This is a genomic window from Yimella sp. RIT 621, from assembly GCF_004146205.1.
Classification (GTDB): Bacteria; Actinomycetota; Actinomycetes; order Actinomycetales; family Dermatophilaceae; genus Yimella; species Yimella lutea.
Genome location: NZ_SEIP01000010.1, coordinates 73,802 through 90,121 on the forward strand (window position 1 = coordinate 73,802; position 16,320 = coordinate 90,121).

The 16,320-nt window shown below is 66.5% G+C and carries 17 protein-coding genes; 6 read left to right on the plus strand and 11 right to left on the minus strand.

All coding sequences use genetic code 11. The features are described from left to right. Nucleotides 1-134 precede the first annotated feature (134 nt). Entirely contained in the window at nt 135-647 is a 513-nt protein-coding gene (locus EU513_RS10880; protein WP_129625921.1) for a hypothetical protein, read from the plus strand. Nucleotides 648-730: 83 nt separating this feature from the next. Here EU513_RS10880 and EU513_RS10885 read toward each other — a convergent pair whose 3' ends face one another. The 3 genes from EU513_RS10885 to EU513_RS10895 all read right to left on the minus strand — a co-directional run bounded on the left by EU513_RS10885 (nt 731) and on the right by EU513_RS10895 (nt 4,141). Next, a complete protein-coding gene (locus EU513_RS10885; protein ID WP_129625922.1) occupies nt 731-1,954 on the minus strand; it encodes an NADP-dependent isocitrate dehydrogenase in 1,224 nt (407 codons plus the stop codon). Between the two features lie 165 nt (nt 1,955-2,119). Then, nucleotides 2,120-2,659 carry a hypothetical protein gene (locus EU513_RS10890; protein ID WP_129625923.1) on the minus strand — a complete coding sequence of 180 codons (540 nt, stop codon included), beginning with the start codon at nt 2,657-2,659 and terminating at the stop codon, nt 2,120-2,122. 303 nt (nt 2,660-2,962) lie between these two features. Continuing rightward, the gene (locus EU513_RS10895) at nt 2,963-4,141 is read right to left on the minus strand and encodes a hypothetical protein (protein ID WP_129625924.1); all 1,179 of its coding nucleotides are present in this window, start codon (nt 4,139-4,141) and stop codon (nt 2,963-2,965) included. 157 nt (nt 4,142-4,298) lie between these two features. On the opposite strand from EU513_RS10895, the gene EU513_RS10900 reads away from it, so the two are divergent. Next, nucleotides 4,299-5,279 (plus strand): malate dehydrogenase, encoded by a 981-nt coding sequence (locus EU513_RS10900; RefSeq protein ID WP_129625925.1) that lies wholly within the window; start codon nt 4,299-4,301, stop codon nt 5,277-5,279. Between the two features lie 211 nt (nt 5,280-5,490). Here EU513_RS10900 and EU513_RS10905 read toward each other — a convergent pair whose 3' ends face one another. From EU513_RS10905 to purH, 4 genes are all read right to left on the minus strand, one after another. Next, nucleotides 5,491-5,751, minus strand: coding sequence for a DUF3017 domain-containing protein (locus tag EU513_RS10905; RefSeq protein WP_205744752.1), 261 nt, complete (start codon nt 5,749-5,751; stop codon nt 5,491-5,493). Next, nucleotides 5,748-6,593 carry a bifunctional methylenetetrahydrofolate dehydrogenase/methenyltetrahydrofolate cyclohydrolase gene (locus EU513_RS10910; protein WP_129625926.1) on the minus strand — a complete coding sequence of 282 codons (846 nt, stop codon included), beginning with the start codon at nt 6,591-6,593 and terminating at the stop codon, nt 5,748-5,750. Before EU513_RS10910 ends, EU513_RS10905 begins: the two co-directional genes overlap by 4 nt. A 120-nt stretch (nt 6,594-6,713) precedes the next feature. After that, entirely contained in the window at nt 6,714-7,673 is a 960-nt protein-coding gene (locus tag EU513_RS10915; RefSeq protein WP_129625927.1) for a DMT family transporter, read from the minus strand. A gap of 149 nt (nt 7,674-7,822) precedes the next feature. Then, the gene (gene purH / locus EU513_RS10920) at nt 7,823-9,424 is read right to left on the minus strand and encodes a bifunctional phosphoribosylaminoimidazolecarboxamide formyltransferase/IMP cyclohydrolase (protein ID WP_129625928.1); all 1,602 of its coding nucleotides are present in this window, start codon (nt 9,422-9,424) and stop codon (nt 7,823-7,825) included. 148 nt (nt 9,425-9,572) lie between these two features. Here purH and purN point away from each other — a divergent pair, with 148 nt between their 5' ends. The 3 genes from purN to EU513_RS10935 all read left to right on the plus strand — a co-directional run bounded on the left by purN (nt 9,573) and on the right by EU513_RS10935 (nt 11,218). Beyond that, entirely contained in the window at nt 9,573-10,199 is a 627-nt protein-coding gene (gene purN, locus EU513_RS10925; RefSeq protein WP_240796028.1) for a phosphoribosylglycinamide formyltransferase, read from the plus strand. 90 nt (nt 10,200-10,289) lie between these two features. Next, nucleotides 10,290-10,559, plus strand: a complete 270-nt coding sequence (locus EU513_RS10930; protein ID WP_129625929.1) for a hypothetical protein — start codon at nt 10,290-10,292, stop codon at nt 10,557-10,559. Further along, nucleotides 10,556-11,218, plus strand: a complete 663-nt coding sequence (locus EU513_RS10935) for a hypothetical protein (RefSeq protein WP_129625930.1) — start codon at nt 10,556-10,558, stop codon at nt 11,216-11,218. Before EU513_RS10930 ends, EU513_RS10935 begins: the two co-directional genes overlap by 4 nt. A 12-nt stretch (nt 11,219-11,230) precedes the next feature. Here EU513_RS10935 and EU513_RS10940 read toward each other — a convergent pair whose 3' ends face one another. From EU513_RS10940 to EU513_RS10955, 4 genes are all read right to left on the minus strand, one after another. After that, nucleotides 11,231-12,457 carry a DUF6350 family protein gene (locus tag EU513_RS10940; RefSeq protein ID WP_129625931.1) on the minus strand — a complete coding sequence of 409 codons (1,227 nt, stop codon included), beginning with the start codon at nt 12,455-12,457 and terminating at the stop codon, nt 11,231-11,233. Between the two features lie 103 nt (nt 12,458-12,560). Further along, a complete protein-coding gene (gene sucD, locus EU513_RS10945; RefSeq protein ID WP_129625932.1) occupies nt 12,561-13,451 on the minus strand; it encodes a succinate--CoA ligase subunit alpha in 891 nt (296 codons plus the stop codon). A gap of 16 nt (nt 13,452-13,467) precedes the next feature. Then, on the minus strand, nt 13,468-14,649 hold the full coding sequence (gene sucC / locus EU513_RS10950) for an ADP-forming succinate--CoA ligase subunit beta (RefSeq protein ID WP_129625933.1): 1,182 nt from the start codon (nt 14,647-14,649) through the stop codon (nt 13,468-13,470). A 49-nt stretch (nt 14,650-14,698) separates the two neighbouring features. Next, on the minus strand, nt 14,699-15,163 hold the full coding sequence (locus tag EU513_RS10955; protein WP_129625934.1) for a cobalamin B12-binding domain-containing protein: 465 nt from the start codon (nt 15,161-15,163) through the stop codon (nt 14,699-14,701). 141 nt (nt 15,164-15,304) lie between these two features. On the opposite strand from EU513_RS10955, the gene EU513_RS10960 reads away from it, so the two are divergent. Then, nucleotides 15,305-16,282, plus strand: coding sequence for a M23 family metallopeptidase (locus EU513_RS10960; protein ID WP_129625935.1), 978 nt, complete (start codon nt 15,305-15,307; stop codon nt 16,280-16,282). Nucleotides 16,283-16,320: the final 38 nt, after the last annotated feature.

The following is a 16,320-nucleotide window of genomic DNA, read 5'->3' on the forward strand; positions in this document are numbered from 1 at the left end:
TTCTGCCCACTTCGTGCTGTTCCGTTGCCTAGTCCCTACCAGGGGTCTACTATCGGGCTCGGATAGTCGAAGTCCCCGGGGGGGTCCACCGATCCGACTCGGGACGACCAACGTCGACTCTGAAGGTGGGAATCATGAGTAGAAGCAAGACCGACGGCACCGTCACTCGGCGCAATGTAGCGAAAGGCGCAGCGTGGGCAGTGCCCGCCGTCGCGCTCGTGTCAGCTGCGCCCAATGCCGCCGCGTCGGTGCCGTGTGTGCCGACCTTCAGTTTCGGTGGCAACAGTTGTAAGTGCCCTGGGCAGTCGACCGACCAGTCGTGGGGGTATTACCTGCAGATCTGCGCGACCGTGAACGGGTGTACTGGTCCGGGCGGCGCGACCAAACTTTATATCTGGGACGTGACGAACAACGCTAAGAAGAAGCTGATACCGAGTGGGGCCAGTTTCCCGCTGGTTCTCGACATCGGAACCGGCAGTGCCTGCAGTACTGGATACCTCCTCTTCAACAGTGAGAGCAGCGCATCGAAGATCCGCTTTCAGTACAGCTTCGCTGCCAACGGAAGCGGCGCTCAATGGAGCAGCGACATCGATGCTCCGCCCAACTGCGGAACTAACGCCAGCGGCGGCTGCCTGCCGCCACGTTAGGTGAGTCGGCGCAGCGAGAGACGCGCCACAGCAGGTAAGCGGCCCCACCGACAGGTCGGGGCCGCTTACCTGTGTCAGCGAAATCAGGCGGCGCTCATCGCCTTCTGCAGGTTTTCGTCGATCGCGGCGAGGAACTCCTCGGTGGTGAGGAACGCCTGGTCCTTTCCGACGAGCAGCGCGAGGTCCTTGGTCATCTTGCCTTCCTCGACCGTCTCGACGCAGACGCGCTCAAGCGTCTCGGCGAATTTGGTGACCTCCGGGGTCTCGTCGAGTTCCCCGCGCTTGGCGATGCCACGCGTCCAGGCGAAAATCGACGCGATCGGGTTGGTCGAGGTCGCCTTTCCCTGCTGGTGCTGACGGTAGTGGCGGGTGACCGTGCCGTGCGCGGCCTCGGCTTCCACCGTCTTGCCGTCAGGGGTCATGAGCACCGAGGTCATCAGGCCCAGCGAACCGAAGCCCTGGGCCACGATGTCGGACTGCACGTCGCCGTCGTAGTTCTTGCACGCCCAGACGTAACCGCCCTCCCACTTCAGCGCTGCCGCGACCATGTCATCGATCAGTCGGTGCTCGTAGGTGAGGCCGAGCTCGTCGAACTTCTCCTTGAACTCGGTGTCGAAGATGCGCTGGAAGATGTCCTTGAACGCGCCGTCGTACGCCTTGAGGATGGTGTTCTTGGTCGACAGGTAGACCGGCACCTCGCGCTGCAGGCCGTAGTTGAACGACGCGCGGGCGAAGTCCTCGATGGATTTGTTGTAGTTGTACATACCCATCGCGACGCCGCCGTCCTCACCGAACTCGGCGACCTCGAGCTCCATCGGCTCGCTGCCGTCGGCCGGGGTGTAGGTGATCGTCACCTTGCCCTTGCCGGGCACCTTGAAGTTCTGCGCCTTGTACTGGTCACCGTGCGCGTGACGGCCGATGATGATCGGCTTGGTCCAGCCCGGCACCAGACGCGGGATGTTGCTGATGATGATCGGCTCGCGGAAGATCACGCCGCCGAGGATGTTGCGGATCGTGCCGTTGGGGCTCTTCCACATCTCCTTGAGGCCGAACTCCTCGACGCGGGCCTCGTCCGGGGTGATCGTCGCGCACTTGACGCCGACGCCGTACTGCTTGATCGCGTTCGCTGCGTCGACGGTGATCTGGTCGTCGGTCGCGTCGCGCGACTCCATACCCAGGTCGTAGTACTTCAGATCGATGTCGAGGTACGGGTGGATCAGGCGGTCCTTGATGAAGGCCCAGATGATGCGCGTCATCTCGTCACCGTCGAGTTCGACGATGGGGTTCTTGACCTTGATCTTCTCCATGCGGTTGCTGGCTCCTGAATCGGTGGGGGTACGGCGTTGTTCGCTCGCAACAGGCTATCCCCGACCGGCAGCTAGCGAACAACCCGGCCGCTACCGGCCGGTCAGGTACGCAACGACAACGGCACTCCAAGCGCCTTGGAGTGCCGTTGTCGTTGTACACGTCGGTTAGGAGGCAGCGACGCTGACGGCAGTGTCTGCCGTGCTCACGCCGTCGCTGCCCGACGCACTCCGCGCCTGCGGCGCGCGGTTGCCGGTGTAAGGACCCAGCGTTCCATTGCGTCGCTCGAAGGTCAGGTCCACAGCAGGCTGCGACCCAACGCCATCCTGGTCGATCGTGATTGACCGTTGCGTCCAATAGGTGACGTTGTTACAGCGGTCGCTCGGTTGGGTGAAGGTTGCCGTCACGTGGAAACCACCCAGGCGGAGTCTGCCGTCGGCGCTGACACTCGCCGGGTCGATCGAGCACGTGTAGGTAAAAACATAGGGCGTGTACACGAAGCCGTCCGCCTTTATCGTCGGAGTGCCGCGGACCGGGCTGGACCAACACGTCGAGTGCCCGCTGTTCGTTGCCCAGGTAGCGGTCTGGTTGCCGATGATCCAATATGTGAGGACCGCGTTCGAGATCACAGCCGTCGACTGCACGTCGTACAGGTATAGGCCGTAGGGAGCACCATCTGGCCCGTTGCCGCTGAGCGTTGAGTTCACCTCGAGGGTGTAGTTGCAGTTACCTCGAGACGTGGGCGAATTCAGCACCCAGCCATTGATTCCGGGATCCTTCCGGAGTGAGGCCGCTGCGGGGGGCGCGGCGCTTGCGAGCGCCACTACTGGCGCAGCCCAAGCCATCCCCTTGGCCACCGTCCGACGGTTCACACTGTTTTCCGAAGTCATACTTTCCCCACTAGGTCGTGCCCGCTACATCGTGCGCAGTCGCGCACTCCCGAATCGGCCAGGCGGCAGGTACGACCCAATTATCACACAACCATGGAGATGCGTCTCGCGGTCGACGAACTAACGGGCACTCTCCACACCCACGGGTGGTGCCGCGGTCGTGGTCAAGCCCGCACCCGGATCAGTCGAGGCCGACTCCTGCTCAGTGGTCGAGCTCGACGTCCACTGACGGCTCGAGGTGGGAGTCCATTGCCTGGTCGAGCTCGGTGTCCACTGCTGGGTCGAGCTCGGTGTCGACTGCTGGCTGGTGCTCGGCGCAACGTACGGGTTGGAGGTCGAGCTCGGCTCCGCCGCGGAGTTGCTTGCCGCGGCCTCGGTCGAGCTCGCGGACTCCTGGGTCGAGCTCTGCGTGGTTGTGGACGACTGCTCCGCAACGGGATTGGACATCGGCACGACCCACGCCTTGGTCTGGTCGGCCGCCCAGATGGTGCGACCCCAGATCGCGATGTCGGCCGACTTGACGCCGGTGGTGCCTTCGACGCATCCGCTGGCGGAGCCGTTCGCCTCGTCGGCGAGCGCGGCCACCCGGATGCCGCAGTTCTGGCTGCTGGCGACGTAGACCCGGTAGCCCTGCCCCGAGCCAGCGGTCGAGATGCCGGTGGAGTTCTTCACCCTGCCGACCGTCGACCAGGTGGCACCGGCGTCGGTGGTGCGGCGCACCACGCCGCCGTCGCACAACACGTTCGCGCGGTCGTTCGAGTCGGTCGCCAGGTCGTGGATACGCCCGGTGGCGCACGCCTTCGCGGTCGCCTTGCCCTCGCGCAGCAGAGTCGTCATCGCCGTGGGCTCGACGGCCCAGGCCGAAGCAGTCTTGGTGACCCTCGCCTCACGCTCGGTGAGTTCGACCGTCGCCGGCTTGCAGGAGGCGTCCAGCCCGGTCAGCACGGGGTTGCCCGCTTCGTTGATGGCGGCCGACGAGACAGAGCGCAGGGGCACCCGAGGGCCGTTCGCCCAGTTCGCCCCGGCGTTCTGGCTACGAGTGATCACCACCGAGCCCTCGCAGTTCGAACCGGTCACCACTCGCCACGCGGACTCTGCGCTCATGGGCACCACGATGACCCGATCGGCTTGCGCCGCCAGCGCTTTCGAACTCGTCGTCGACGAGGTCACCGACGTGGACGTCGACGGCGACGGGTCCTCGCTCGCCGTCCGCTCCCCCGGACGCATCGCCCAGGCGACGAGTGCGACGTCGAGGATCAGCAGCAGCCCGAGGGCGAACGGCCACAGGCTTCGGCGCACGGGAGGTCCCTTCGATCAGGTGGAATTCCTCGGACAGTATGCCGCCTTCGCCGCACTGGTCACACAATTCCCATATCTCATGGCTGCCGGGGCGTCACGCACCGACCGCTGATACTTTCGACCCGTACCCACCCGTAGACGTCCTGAGGGGATTTACGTGAGCACCCAGCCTGTCAAGGTAGCCGTCACCGGCGCCGCCGGCCAGATCGGTTACAGCCTTCTTTTCCGCATCGCCAGCGGAGCCCTGCTCGGCCCGGACACCCCGGTCCAGTTGCAGTTGCTCGAAGTCACCCCTGCGCTGAAGGCGCTCGAGGGCGTCGTCATGGAACTGGACGACTGCGCGTTCCCGCTGCTGCACTCCGTCGAGATCGGCGACGACGCCGAGAAGATGTTCGACGGCGCCAACGCGGCCCTGCTGGTCGGCGCCATGCCGCGCAAGGAGGGTATGGACCGCTCCGACCTGCTGTCGGCCAACGGCAAGATCTTCACCGGCCAGGGCGCCGCGCTGAACAAGGTCGCCGCCGACGACGTCAAGATCCTGGTCACCGGTAATCCGGCGAACACCAACGCGCTCATCGCCAAGGAGAACGCCCCCGACATCCCGGCCGAGCGGTTCAACGCGCTCACCCGTCTCGACCACAACCGTGCGAAGGCGATGCTCGCCAAAAAGCTCGAGGTTGCGGTCGACGAGATCAAGGACCTCGCGATCTGGGGCAACCACGACGACTCGATGTACCCGGACCTTTACAACACCAAGGTCGGCGGCAAGGTCGCGGCCGACCTGGTCGACGAGGCCTGGATCAAGGACGAGTACATCCCGACCGTCGCCACCCGCGGTGGCGCGATCATCAAGGCGCGCGGTGCATCGTCCGCCGCATCGGCCGCCTCTGCGACCATCGACCACATGCGCGACTGGATGCTCGGCACCGACCAGATCGTCTCGATGTCCGTCCCGACCGACGGTTCGTACGACGTGCCGGAAGGCATCATCTCCTCCTTCCCGTGCCGCGTGAAGAACGGCGAGTACGAGATCGTCCAGGGTCTGGAGCTGAACGACTTCAGCAAGGAGCGCATCATGGCGTCCGCCAAGCGCTTGCAGGACGAGCGCGCCGCGGTGGAGAAGCTCGGCCTCATCTGAGTCTCACTCGCGCGCGAGCCCCACGACCACTCGGTCGTGGGGCATCGTCGTCCCACCCCGAGGGAGGGCAGTACGTAAAGACCCGGTAAGTAGCCCGTCGCCGAAGGCCGCGCAGCAGAAGATCCGGTCTTCGTACAGCCGTAGCAGTACGCACTGGCGCGGGGCTCCCGGACCGGTGCAGGTTCCGGGGCCCTTCGCCGTGCCGGAAGAATCAGAGCCGGACGAGTGAGAACACCGTCGCGAGTGCGACGGCGAGCAGTCCGTACATCAGGACATCGGTGCCTCGGCGACGCACGACGATGCCGCCCGCGAACCGCTCCGGCAACGCCAGGCGCAGCAGAGCTCCCCCGGCCGCGGTGGCCGCCAGCAGATAACCGCCCGTGCGCACGTCGCCGAGCACCAGGACGGCGATGGAGCACACGGCGCCGGCGGCCAGCAGAGACCAGGCCGGACCGAGCGGCGGACGCCTCACGCCACCTTCTGTTCGGCTATCGTGACCAGATTGCTCAGCAACATCGCGCGGGTCATCGGGCCGACCCCGCCCGGGTTGGGGGTGATCCACCCGGCGACCTCGGCGACGTCCTTCGCCACGTCGCCGGCGATCTTGCCGTCGCGGCGGCTCACGCCGACGTCCATGACGGCTGCACCTGGCTTGACCATGTCCTTGGTGATGAGGTCGGGCACTCCGGCCGCGGCGATGACGATGTCGGCTTCGCGGACGTGGTCCGCAAGGGCACGAGTTCCGGTGTGGCACAACGTGGTTGTCGCGTTCTCCGATCGGCGGGTCAGCAGCAGGCCAAGCGGGCGGCCCACGGTCAGCCCGCGCCCGACCACGACGACGTTCGCTCCGTCGATCGGCACCTGGTAGCGCCGCAGGAGTTCGATCGCACCGAGCGGAGTGCAGGGCAGCGGGCCGTCCTTGCCGAGCACCAGCTTGCCGAGGTTCACCGGGTGCAGACCGTCGATGTCCTTCTCAGGGGAAACCCTTGACAACAGGGCGAATTCGTCGAGACCGGTGGGCTGCTGGACGAGGAACCCGGCGCACGCGTCGTCCGCGTTGAGTTCGTCGATGACCGCTTCCACCTCGGCCTGCGTGGCCGACGCGGGAAGGTCATGGCGCAACCCGCGGATGCCGATCGATTCGCAGTCCTTGTGCTTGGCACCCACGTACCAGTGCGACGCGGGGTCGTCCCCGACGAGGACTGTGCCGAGACCGGGAGTCACACCTTTCTCGGCGAGAACGGCGACGCGGGTGCGCAGTTCGTCCTTGATCGCTCGCAAAGTTGCCTTGCCGTCCATCACGATTGCGGTCACGGTCACCCATCCTGCCAGGTGGCACGGTTCGAGGTTCGCCGACTACTGACAATCGGAGGTCGCCGTGGTGGGCGAGGCGCCCGCCTGCCGGAAGAAGCTCTCGTGCAGGTGCAACAGCCTTCAGCGATTGCGGGCGAGACCTGCCCCCACGGCCGCGACCAATGTGATCAGCAGTCCGATCAACAGTTGCGCACCGATGCGGTCTCGGGCCGCAGGATCGATCAGATCAAGACCGACGGCCGTCAACAGCTGACCGGCGACGGCGAGCAGGCCGAAGATCAACACGCCGGTGATCCGTACCGCCCACGACGTGATCGCGATGAAGACGATCCCGATCAGTCCGCCGGTCAGTGCCCAGGGCGGCACGTCGCTCGACAGCGTCCAATCGTGTGCCCCGGACGTCAGCAGCACGACGAAGCTCACGACGAGCAGCGTGACGGTGCCGACGAAGAAGTTCTGCCAGGTCGTCGCCATCGGACTCTTGTTCGCGACCGACACGCGTCCGTTGACCGCCTGCTGGACCGCCATACCGGCTCCCACCAGGAACGCAGCGACCGCGGGCAACAGCGAGAACTCCCCCGCCCCTGCGGTGGTCGAAGCGACCACGACTCCCACGACAGCCACGATCGCGGCGAGCAACCGGACACCGGTCACCGCACGCACTCCCGCCGGTCCGAGTCCGAGCCGGTCGACGAGCAGTCCGTTCAAGGTCTGCCCGCCGACAACGGCCACGCTGAAGATTGCGACACCGACGATCGGCACCGACCACGCCTGCACGGCCACCAACAGCCCGCCGAAGAACCCACCGATGCACTGCCACCACTTCAGCCGTCCGGCTCGCAGCGCCTCGATCATCCGCAGGACGCCTCGCCGCACCGACGCAATCACCAGCGCAGCGATGGTCAACACGACGAGTCCGGAGCCGAAGCTCCACAACGCCGCCATCAGCGGGCGTCCGCTGTGTTCGCTGACGACGCCGTTCAAGCGTGACTGGACAGCGAGCATCGCGCCGGAGGAGAACGCGCCGGCGAGCGCCAGGAACTGGACGCGCGGAGAATGGACTTCAGTATTGGTGGACATCGAGATCCATTGTGTTCCGATACTTCATCCGCATGCGATGCGGGTCAGTAGGCGGACCGTGTCGCACCCGCCGCGGACCCGCTCGCGAACAGCAGAAGTCGCGGACCCTGCTCGATACGTCCGCGACTTCTGCTCGATGATCGTGAGGCTCAGTGCGCGAAATGGCGGGTGCCGGTGAAGTACATCGTCACGCCGGCTGCCTCGGCGGCGTCGACGACTTCCTGGTCTCGCACCGAACCACCAGGTGCGACAACGGCTTTCACACCGGCGTCGATCAGCACTTGGAGTCCGTCGGCGAACGGGAAGAACGCGTCGGACGAGGCGACAGCGCCGCGAGCTCGCTCTTCACCCGCGCGTGAGACCGCGAGGTGGGAGGAGTCGACCCGGTTGACCTGGCCCATCCCGACGCCGACGGACGCACCGTCCTTGGCGAGCAGGATCGCGTTCGACTTCACCGCACGCACAGCTCGCCAGGCGAAGCGCAGATCGGCGAGCGTCGCCTCGTCGACCGCGTTGCCGGCGACCAGGCGCCAGTTGTCGACCTCGTCGCCCCCGATCACTGTCCCGGACTCGTCCGTGACCTCGGCGTCCAGCGCGTCGCCGTCCTGCAGCAACATGCCGCCGAAGATGTGTCGCATGTCGCCGCCCATGCGTCGGGGCGCGACCTTGAGCAGGCGGATGTTCTTCTTGCCCTGCAGCACCTCCAGCGCCTCGGACTCGAAATCGGGCGCGATGACGACCTCGGTAAAGATGTCCTTGACCGCCTCGGCCATCTCGCGGGTCACCGTCCGGTTCGCTGCGATGACACCGCCGAACGCCGACACCGGGTCGCACGCGTGCGCCTTGCGGTGCGCGTCCGCGATGTCGGAGCCGACGGCGATCCCGCACGGGTTGGCGTGCTTGATGATCGCGACGGTCGGTTCGTCGCCCTGGTCGTACGCGGCCCGGTGCGCGGCGTCGGCGTCGGTGTAGTTGTTGAAACTCATCGGTTTGCCGTGCAGCAGTTCACCCTGCGCCAGGCCGGGGCCGCCGGGCTGGAAACCGTTGTCGTACAACGCTGCCGACTGGTGAGGGTTCTCTCCGTAACGCAGCGTCTGTGACTTGGTCCAGGTAGCACCGATCCACGCCGGGTAGCCGTCGCCGTCGGAGGTGTCGGTGAGCACGTTGCCCATCCAGGACGCCACATGGACGTCATAGGTAGCGGTGTGCACGAAGGCCTCCGCTGCCAGACGCTTGCGCTGCTCGAGCGTGAACCCACCGGCGCGGACCGCCTCCAGCACCGCGTCGTACGACGCCGGGTCGGTGACGATCGCGACGCTCGGGTGGTTCTTGGCTGCGGCACGCACCATCGAGGGGCCGCCGATGTCGATCTGCTCGACGCACTCGTCGGGTGAGGCACCGGAGGCGACGGTCTGGGTGAACGGGTACAGGTTGCTGACCACCAGGTCGAACGGCTCGACCCCCAGCTCGCCCAACTGCGTGACGTGCTCGGGCTTGCGCGTGTCGGCCAGGATGCCGGCGTGCACCCGCGGGTGCAGCGTCTTCACGCGTCCGTCGAGGCATTCGGGGAAGCCGGTGAGGTCCTCGACCTTGGTGACCGGCAGACCGAGCTTCTCGATGAGGGCGGCCGAGCCCCCGGTCGAGACGAGTTCCACACCGGCCTCGTGCAGACCGCGGGCCAGATCCTCCAGCCCGGTCTTGTCGTACACGGAGACGAGAGCGCGCTTGATCGCACGTTGATCGACGGACATGACACTCCTGAACAGTCGCTTGCATGCGATGTGGACCCAGGCGATCGATCCACGATCCAGTCACTCCCTGGTGGTCACCCACCTGCGCCAGTCGTGTGCGCCCAGCGTACCGAGGGGCCGTGACGACCCGAGCGGTAACCTCGCCCGCGTGAATTCCCCCGCCCGCGTGGTCGTCCTCCTGTCCGGTTCCGGCTCGCTGCTCCAAGCCCTGCTGGACGCGTCCGCGGACGACTCGTACGGCGTCGAGATCGTGGCCGTGGGTTCCGACCGTCCGGACGTACTCGGACTGGAACGTGCCGAGCGCGCCGGCGTCCCCACCTTCGTCCTGCGCACCAAGGACTTCGAGTCCCGGCAGGCATGGGACGACGCGCTCGGGGCGAAAGTGGCCGAGTACTCCCCCGATCTGGTCGTGTCCGCGGGCTTCCTGAAGCTCGTGGGGCCGGCGTTCCTGTCGAGGTTCGGCGGCCGCTATCTCAACAGCCACAACGCGCTGTTGCCGAGCTTCCCCGGAATTCATGGGCCGGCCGACGCCCTTGAGTACGGCGTCAAGGTGACCGGTGCGACGCTCTTCGTCGTGGATGAAGGGATCGACACCGGCGCGATCGTGGCGCAGTGTGTGGTGCCGGTCGAGGACGACGACGATGTTGACACCCTCACCGAGCGGATCAAGCAGGCCGAGCGGCCCCAACTCGTGGAGTACGTCGGACGCATGGCACGTGAGGGTTTTCGGGTCGAGGGACGTCGCGTGCGCATCGGCAGCACCGACAGCGGCTGAAACCCCCACCGGGCCACAGCGTTTCGTACCCTCGAAGGAACGACGCAATCGCCCCCGACAGCCGGGCGAGACAACGGTTGGAAGGGACACATGATCGATCGCGACGCGGCTCTCGACGCCGATCCACGCGAGTTGCGTGCCCAGGCGGTCGTTCTCGAGCATTCGGAGTCGGTGATTCGCTCGGTCGCCGAGACATTCACCGTCCCGACCGACCAGATCGTCGACGACGAGTTGTCCACGCTGGTCGCGCGAAGTCTTGCGGTCGCCGCCGGGACGGCCGACGGGATCGCCGACGGCATTGCCCAACTCAGCGAGTTCGTCCACGCCCAGGCCGCCACGCACGAAGAGGGCGCCCAGTGACAACTCCACCGATGCTGGACGACCCGGCGCAGATCCGCGCGATCGCGAAGCGGTTCGCCGATCAGACGACTCCGCTGACCCGCCAGCGCGTGAACGTCCTGTCAGCTGCCGCCTCGGTCGTCACCCAGCTACCGGCCGACGAACTCGCGACGTTCGTCCGCTCGAGTGCTCATCTGTCGACCCGATTGCTCGAACTCACCGCGACCCTCGACACCGCAGGGCGTGCATTGTTGGACTACGCCGAGGCGCTGGAACGTCGTCAGACCATCAGCGAGGAACCCGACTACCTCGACGAGACGATGCCGCGCAGCCTCGACACCGGTTCGTCGCTGGTTCATCCCCGGGCGTTGCCGACTCATTCGATCTCCGAGCATCTCGTCGGGGCCAAGGCGGACGAAGGCACCGTCACCGGTAGGAGCGCGACCGAAGCCGTCGAGCACGAACTGGACTTCCTGCGGACCCGGTGCCTGGAGGTGCTGAGCGAGCAGGCCGACCGTTGGGTGCATACACAACGCGACGGTGACCCTTACGAAATCGCCCGCAGCCTCGTCAGCCGACCGGGCGGTCGCAGGATCCGCCGGGCCGGGGAGATCGAGGTGTTCGACAGTGTCGTACCCGTGGAGATCGACGCACCGAAGGTGCCCCGGATCGGCCGCTGACCGGCCTTCGCCTCAGCGCAGGCGACGCCGGTAGTGCACCGCTGCGGCTGCGATCACAGCACCGACCAGCAACTCCCCCGCAACCCAGAGCGCCGAGGTCATGGCCGGCCCGATGAGGTCGAGTTGGCCCGGGTTCATCCCGGCGCGGCTCCACCACAACAGGATCGACACCACCAACGCGCCGAGGACCGCCGCAGACGATGCCACCTGCAGCTTGCGACCCAGGTGGGTCAGCACGGGCATGGACCACGTGGCGCGCCAACCGATGAAGGCGCCGGCCAGTACCGGGATCAGCAGGGCAAGCCGGAAGACTCCCGGCAAGGCACCGGGTTCGGGCAACGCGCCGAGCACCGGGATGCTCGGCAGCACGGTGGCCGTCGCCGACGAGGTGCTCAACGCACCCATACCGAGCACGACCGGCGCGCCGGTCAGCCAACCGGTCGCGAACAGGATCAGGTTCGGCAGCGCCAGCACTTGCGCGAACCACAGCAACGCGATCCCGCTGCCGTGCACATCGAGCAGCGCAGCGACCTTGCCGACCCGGTCGAGCCGCGTCATCACCAGCACGAACGTCACCATGGCGCCCGCGGTCAACAGGACGCCGACTCCTTCGATCGCCGGACGCAGCGAGCGTCGGACGTTGAGGTGCAGCCGCTCGGCGAGCTTCGCTGCCCACGGTAATTCCACCCCCGTGCCGTCGCGCCGGATCGACCAGATCACCGCGGCAAGCGCGATCAGAATCGCTCCGGGCAGGACGCTCCACCACTTCACCGGAGCCGATCCGGACAGCGACACGGCGGTGACGCCCAGACAGGAGATCACGAAGCCAGCAAGAAACGCCAGCGGGGTGCGCTGTTGCTCCTCGCCGGCCGCGTCCGCGTCGTCCAGAGCGCTCTGGACGGGTCGGTAGGCGAACCGGGTGAGCAACAGAAGCAGGGCGGTCAGCAACATCGGCGCGAAGTGCAGGCCCTCGATCTCGTTGTGCGGCACTGAGATCGAGCCGCGCAGCGTCAGCCCGACCCCGGAGGCGGTGATCGCCAGAGCGTCGGCCCACTGCGTCGAGGTGCGCGGGTCGAGCGTCCAGGACGCCAGCACCGGCGCGAACAACAGCAGAGCGAAAGCCACCGGAGCGAGCACGCCGTAACCGAACGCGAGCGCGTACGGCGGCGCGCCGCGTCCGACGGATCGTCCATCCGATTCGGTGCGGGCAGCAGGAGTGACACGGTCGAGCAGGCTCATCGCGAACCATGGTGACGCGGGAGCCCGCGCAGGCCGTTCAGGCGCGCCGTACCCAAAAGAATCAGGCCCGGAGACAGTGTCTCCGGGCCCGACAAGAACTCGGTCAGCCGAGCTTCTTCATGATCTCGCGCATGAGGTCGGCAGTCGCGGACGGCGTCTTGCCGACCTTGACGCCGGCGGCCTCGAGGGCCTCCTGCTTCGCCTGGGCGGTACCGGACGAACCGGACACGATCGCACCGGCGTGGCCCATGGTCTTGCCCTCGGGGGCGGTGAAGCCCGCGACGTAACCGACGACCGGCTTGGAGACGTTGTCCTTGATGTACGCCGCGGCGCGCTCCTCGGCATCGCCACCGATCTCGCCGATCATGACGATCGCGACGGTCTCGGGGTCGGCCTCGAAAGCTTCGAGCGCGTCGATGTGGGTGGTGCCGATGATCGGGTCACCACCGATACCGATCGCGGTGGAGAAGCCGAAGTCCTTCAGCTCGTACATCATCTGGTAGGTCAGGGTGCCGGACTTCGACACCAGACCGATCTTGCCCGGACCGGCAATGTCGGCCGGGATGATGCCGGCGTTCGACTGTCCGGGGCTGATGATGCCGGGGCAGTTGGGACCGATGATGCGGCTGGTGCCCTTGTCCTTGCAGTAGTTGAAGAACTCCGCGGAGTCCTTCACCGCGATGCCCTCGGTGATGACCACGATCAGCGGCATCTCGGCGTCCACGGCTTCGATGACGGCAGCCTTGGCGAACGCCGGCGGCACGAAGACGACCGACACGTTCGCGCCGGTCTCGTCTATGGCTTCCTTCACGGAACCGAAGACCTTGACCTGCTCGCCACCGTCGAAATCGACGGTCTGGCCGGCCTTCTTCGGGTTCACGCCACCGACGATGTTCGTGCCCGAGGCGAGCATGCGCGTGGTGTGCTTCATGCCCTCCGAGCCGGTCATGCCCTGGACGATGACCTTGGAGTCAGCGTTGAGAAAAATCGACACGAGTCTTCAGTCCTGTTCAGTTCGCGGCCAGTTCGGCGGCCTTGCGGGCAGCGCCGTCCATGGTCTCTTCGATGGTGACCAGCGGGTGGTTGAAGTCGGCGAGGATCTTGCGGCCCTCCACGACGTTGTTGCCGTCGAGGCGGACGACCAGCGGCTTGCTGGCTTCGTCGCCGAGGGTCTTCAGTGCGCCGACGATGCCGTTGGCGACTGCGTCACAGGCGGTGATTCCGCCGAAGACGTTGACGAAGACGGACTTGACCTGCTCGTCGTTCAGGATGACGTCGAGGCCGTTGGCCATGACCTCGGCGGAGGCTCCGCCACCGATGTCGAGGAAGTTGGCCGGCTTCGACTTACCGCCGGTGTGCTCCTCACCGGCGTAGGCAACGACGTCAAGGGTCGACATGACCAGGCCGGCGCCGTTGCCGATGATGCCGACGTTGCCGTCGAGCTTGACGTAGTTGAGGTTCATCGCCTTGGCCTTGGCCTCCAGCGGGTCGGCCGCGGCCTTGTCCTCCAGCGCCTCGTGCTCGGGGTGGCGGAAGTCGGCGTTCGCATCGAGTGAGACCTTGCCGTCGAGAGCGACGATCTCGCCGTCCTCGGTCTTCACCAGCGGGTTGACCTCGACGAGCGTTGCATCCTCGCCCGAGTAGACCTCCCACAGCTTCTGCAGGACGGGGACGATCTTCGCGCCGGTCTCGGCGTCGAAGCCGGCCTCGTCGACGATTTCCTTCGCCTTGGCCTCGTCGATGCCGACGTTGGGGTCGACGTTCACCTTGGCCAGAGCTTCCGGGCGCTCCACAGCGAGCTGCTCGATGTCCATGCCGCCCTCCTTGGAGCACATGGCCAGGTAGCTGCGGTTCGCACGGTCGAGCAGGATCGAGAAGTAGTACTCCTCGGCGATCTTCGCGCCCTGGGCGATCATCACGGTGCCGACGGTGTGGCCCTTGATGTCCATGCCGAGGATCTGCTCGGCGTACTGCTCCGCCTCGTCGGCGGTCTTGGCGACCTTCACGCCGCCGGCCTTGCCGCGTCCACCGGTCTTGACCTGGGCCTTGACGACGGTCACACCGCCGGACTTGGCTCCGATCTCCTCGGCAGCTGCCTTGGCCTCAGCCGCAGTCGTGGCGGTCTTGGCGGCCAGGACCGGGACGCCGTGCGCCTCGAACATGTCTCGCGCTTGGTACTCGAAAAGATCCACGCGGAATCCATCCTCTTCTCGGGGTTCAAAGGGATTTCCGCCTCGCACTCTAGCCCTCGGCTGTGACGCCGCCCACGTGGGTCCGAGTCCATTCCACGATGTCCGTGGTGGTTGCGCCGGGAGTGAAAACTGTGGCGACTCCGAGACCTTCCAGGGCCGGGATGTCCTCCTCGGGGATGATGCCGCCACCGAACACCACGATGTCTTCGGCATCCTTGGCCGCGAGCAGCTTCATCACCTCGGCGAACAACGTCATGTGCGCTCCCGAGAGCACCGACATCCCGATGGCGTCGGCGTCCTCCTGGATCGCCGCCTCGACGATCTGCGCGGGCGTCTGGTGCAGGCCGGTGTAGATGACCTCCATGCCGGCGTCACGCAGGGCACGGGCCACAACCTTTGCACCGCGGTCATGTCCGTCGAGCCCGGGCTTGGCCACGACGACACGCAACGGGGAAACAGCCTGATCAGCCGTGGACTCGGGAGAAACTGCTGCGGACGGCGCCGAATCGTTCATGCTCTCAAGCGTAGACCTGCGGGCGGGTTCAATCGCATTGTGGTGTTGTTCACAGATTTTCTTGGGGATTGGAATGTCACGGGATGATCACGGTACGGTGTTCCCCGCTCGGCCCCCGAAGAGAAGAAGTTGGTCCCTGTTTTGACTCGTTACAAAGGGCGGCATCGCCAGTCCGGTCCCTCGTTCATCAAGCGAGGGAAGGTCATCCTCCCGACGACGGCCGTTGTTGCCGGTGCTGTGGCTGCGGGGGCGGTCAGCACGGCGAACGGGGCCACCTACGCCACGGGGCCGACGACGGTCGGCACCGTCGAAGCGGTGAACTCGTGGACCGTCACAGCGCAGAACCAGTCGGTGTCGCGCAGCGCGACCCGCGCTTCTGCCGCGGTCGACGCCAAGGTGAGGGCGGCCGTCACGGCCCGCGCCAAGGCCAAGACTGCCGCCCAGACACGGGCGAAGACGCTCAAGGCCACCGCGAAGCAGAAGGCCGCGGTCGCGGCCATGAGCACGGCCACCACCGCACGCGACCACGTCGAACCGCCGAAGGCCCTTGCGGCGCCGCGCCTCGAGCAGCAGCCGACGCGTCAGGCGGCCACCGGCCTGCCGGCGCCCACCCAGCAGTACGGCGCCTCCGCCGGCAACGGCCCGGTGAGCTCGACAGCTCGCGCGCCGCAGCGGGCCACCGGTGCACCGGCAGCTGTCAACACCAACAGCGGTGGTTACGTCTGCCCGATCGCCGGCTGCGCAGGTGTCTTCACCTCCGGCTTCGGCTACCGCAACTCCCCCGGCGGCATCGGTTCCACGAACCACGGCGGTATCGACCTGTCGGTCCCGGTGGGCACCCCGCTGCGCTCGATGTCGTCCGGCACCGTGACCGCTGTCGGTTGGTACGGCGGCCAGGGCATGCGCGTCAACATCGATTTCGGCAACGGTGTGAGCGCGGTCTACGCGCACATGTCCGGCTTCGCGGTCAGCCCGGGCCAGCAGGTCGCTGCCGGCCAGATGATCGGCTGGTCCGGCAACACCGGCAACTCCACCGGCCCGCACCTGCACCTCGAGATCCACATCGGCGGTGTGGCGATCAACCCGTACGGCTGGCTGTCCGCGCGCGGCCTGCTCTGATCTCTCGACGAACAAACCCCATCGCCGTTCGGCGGTGG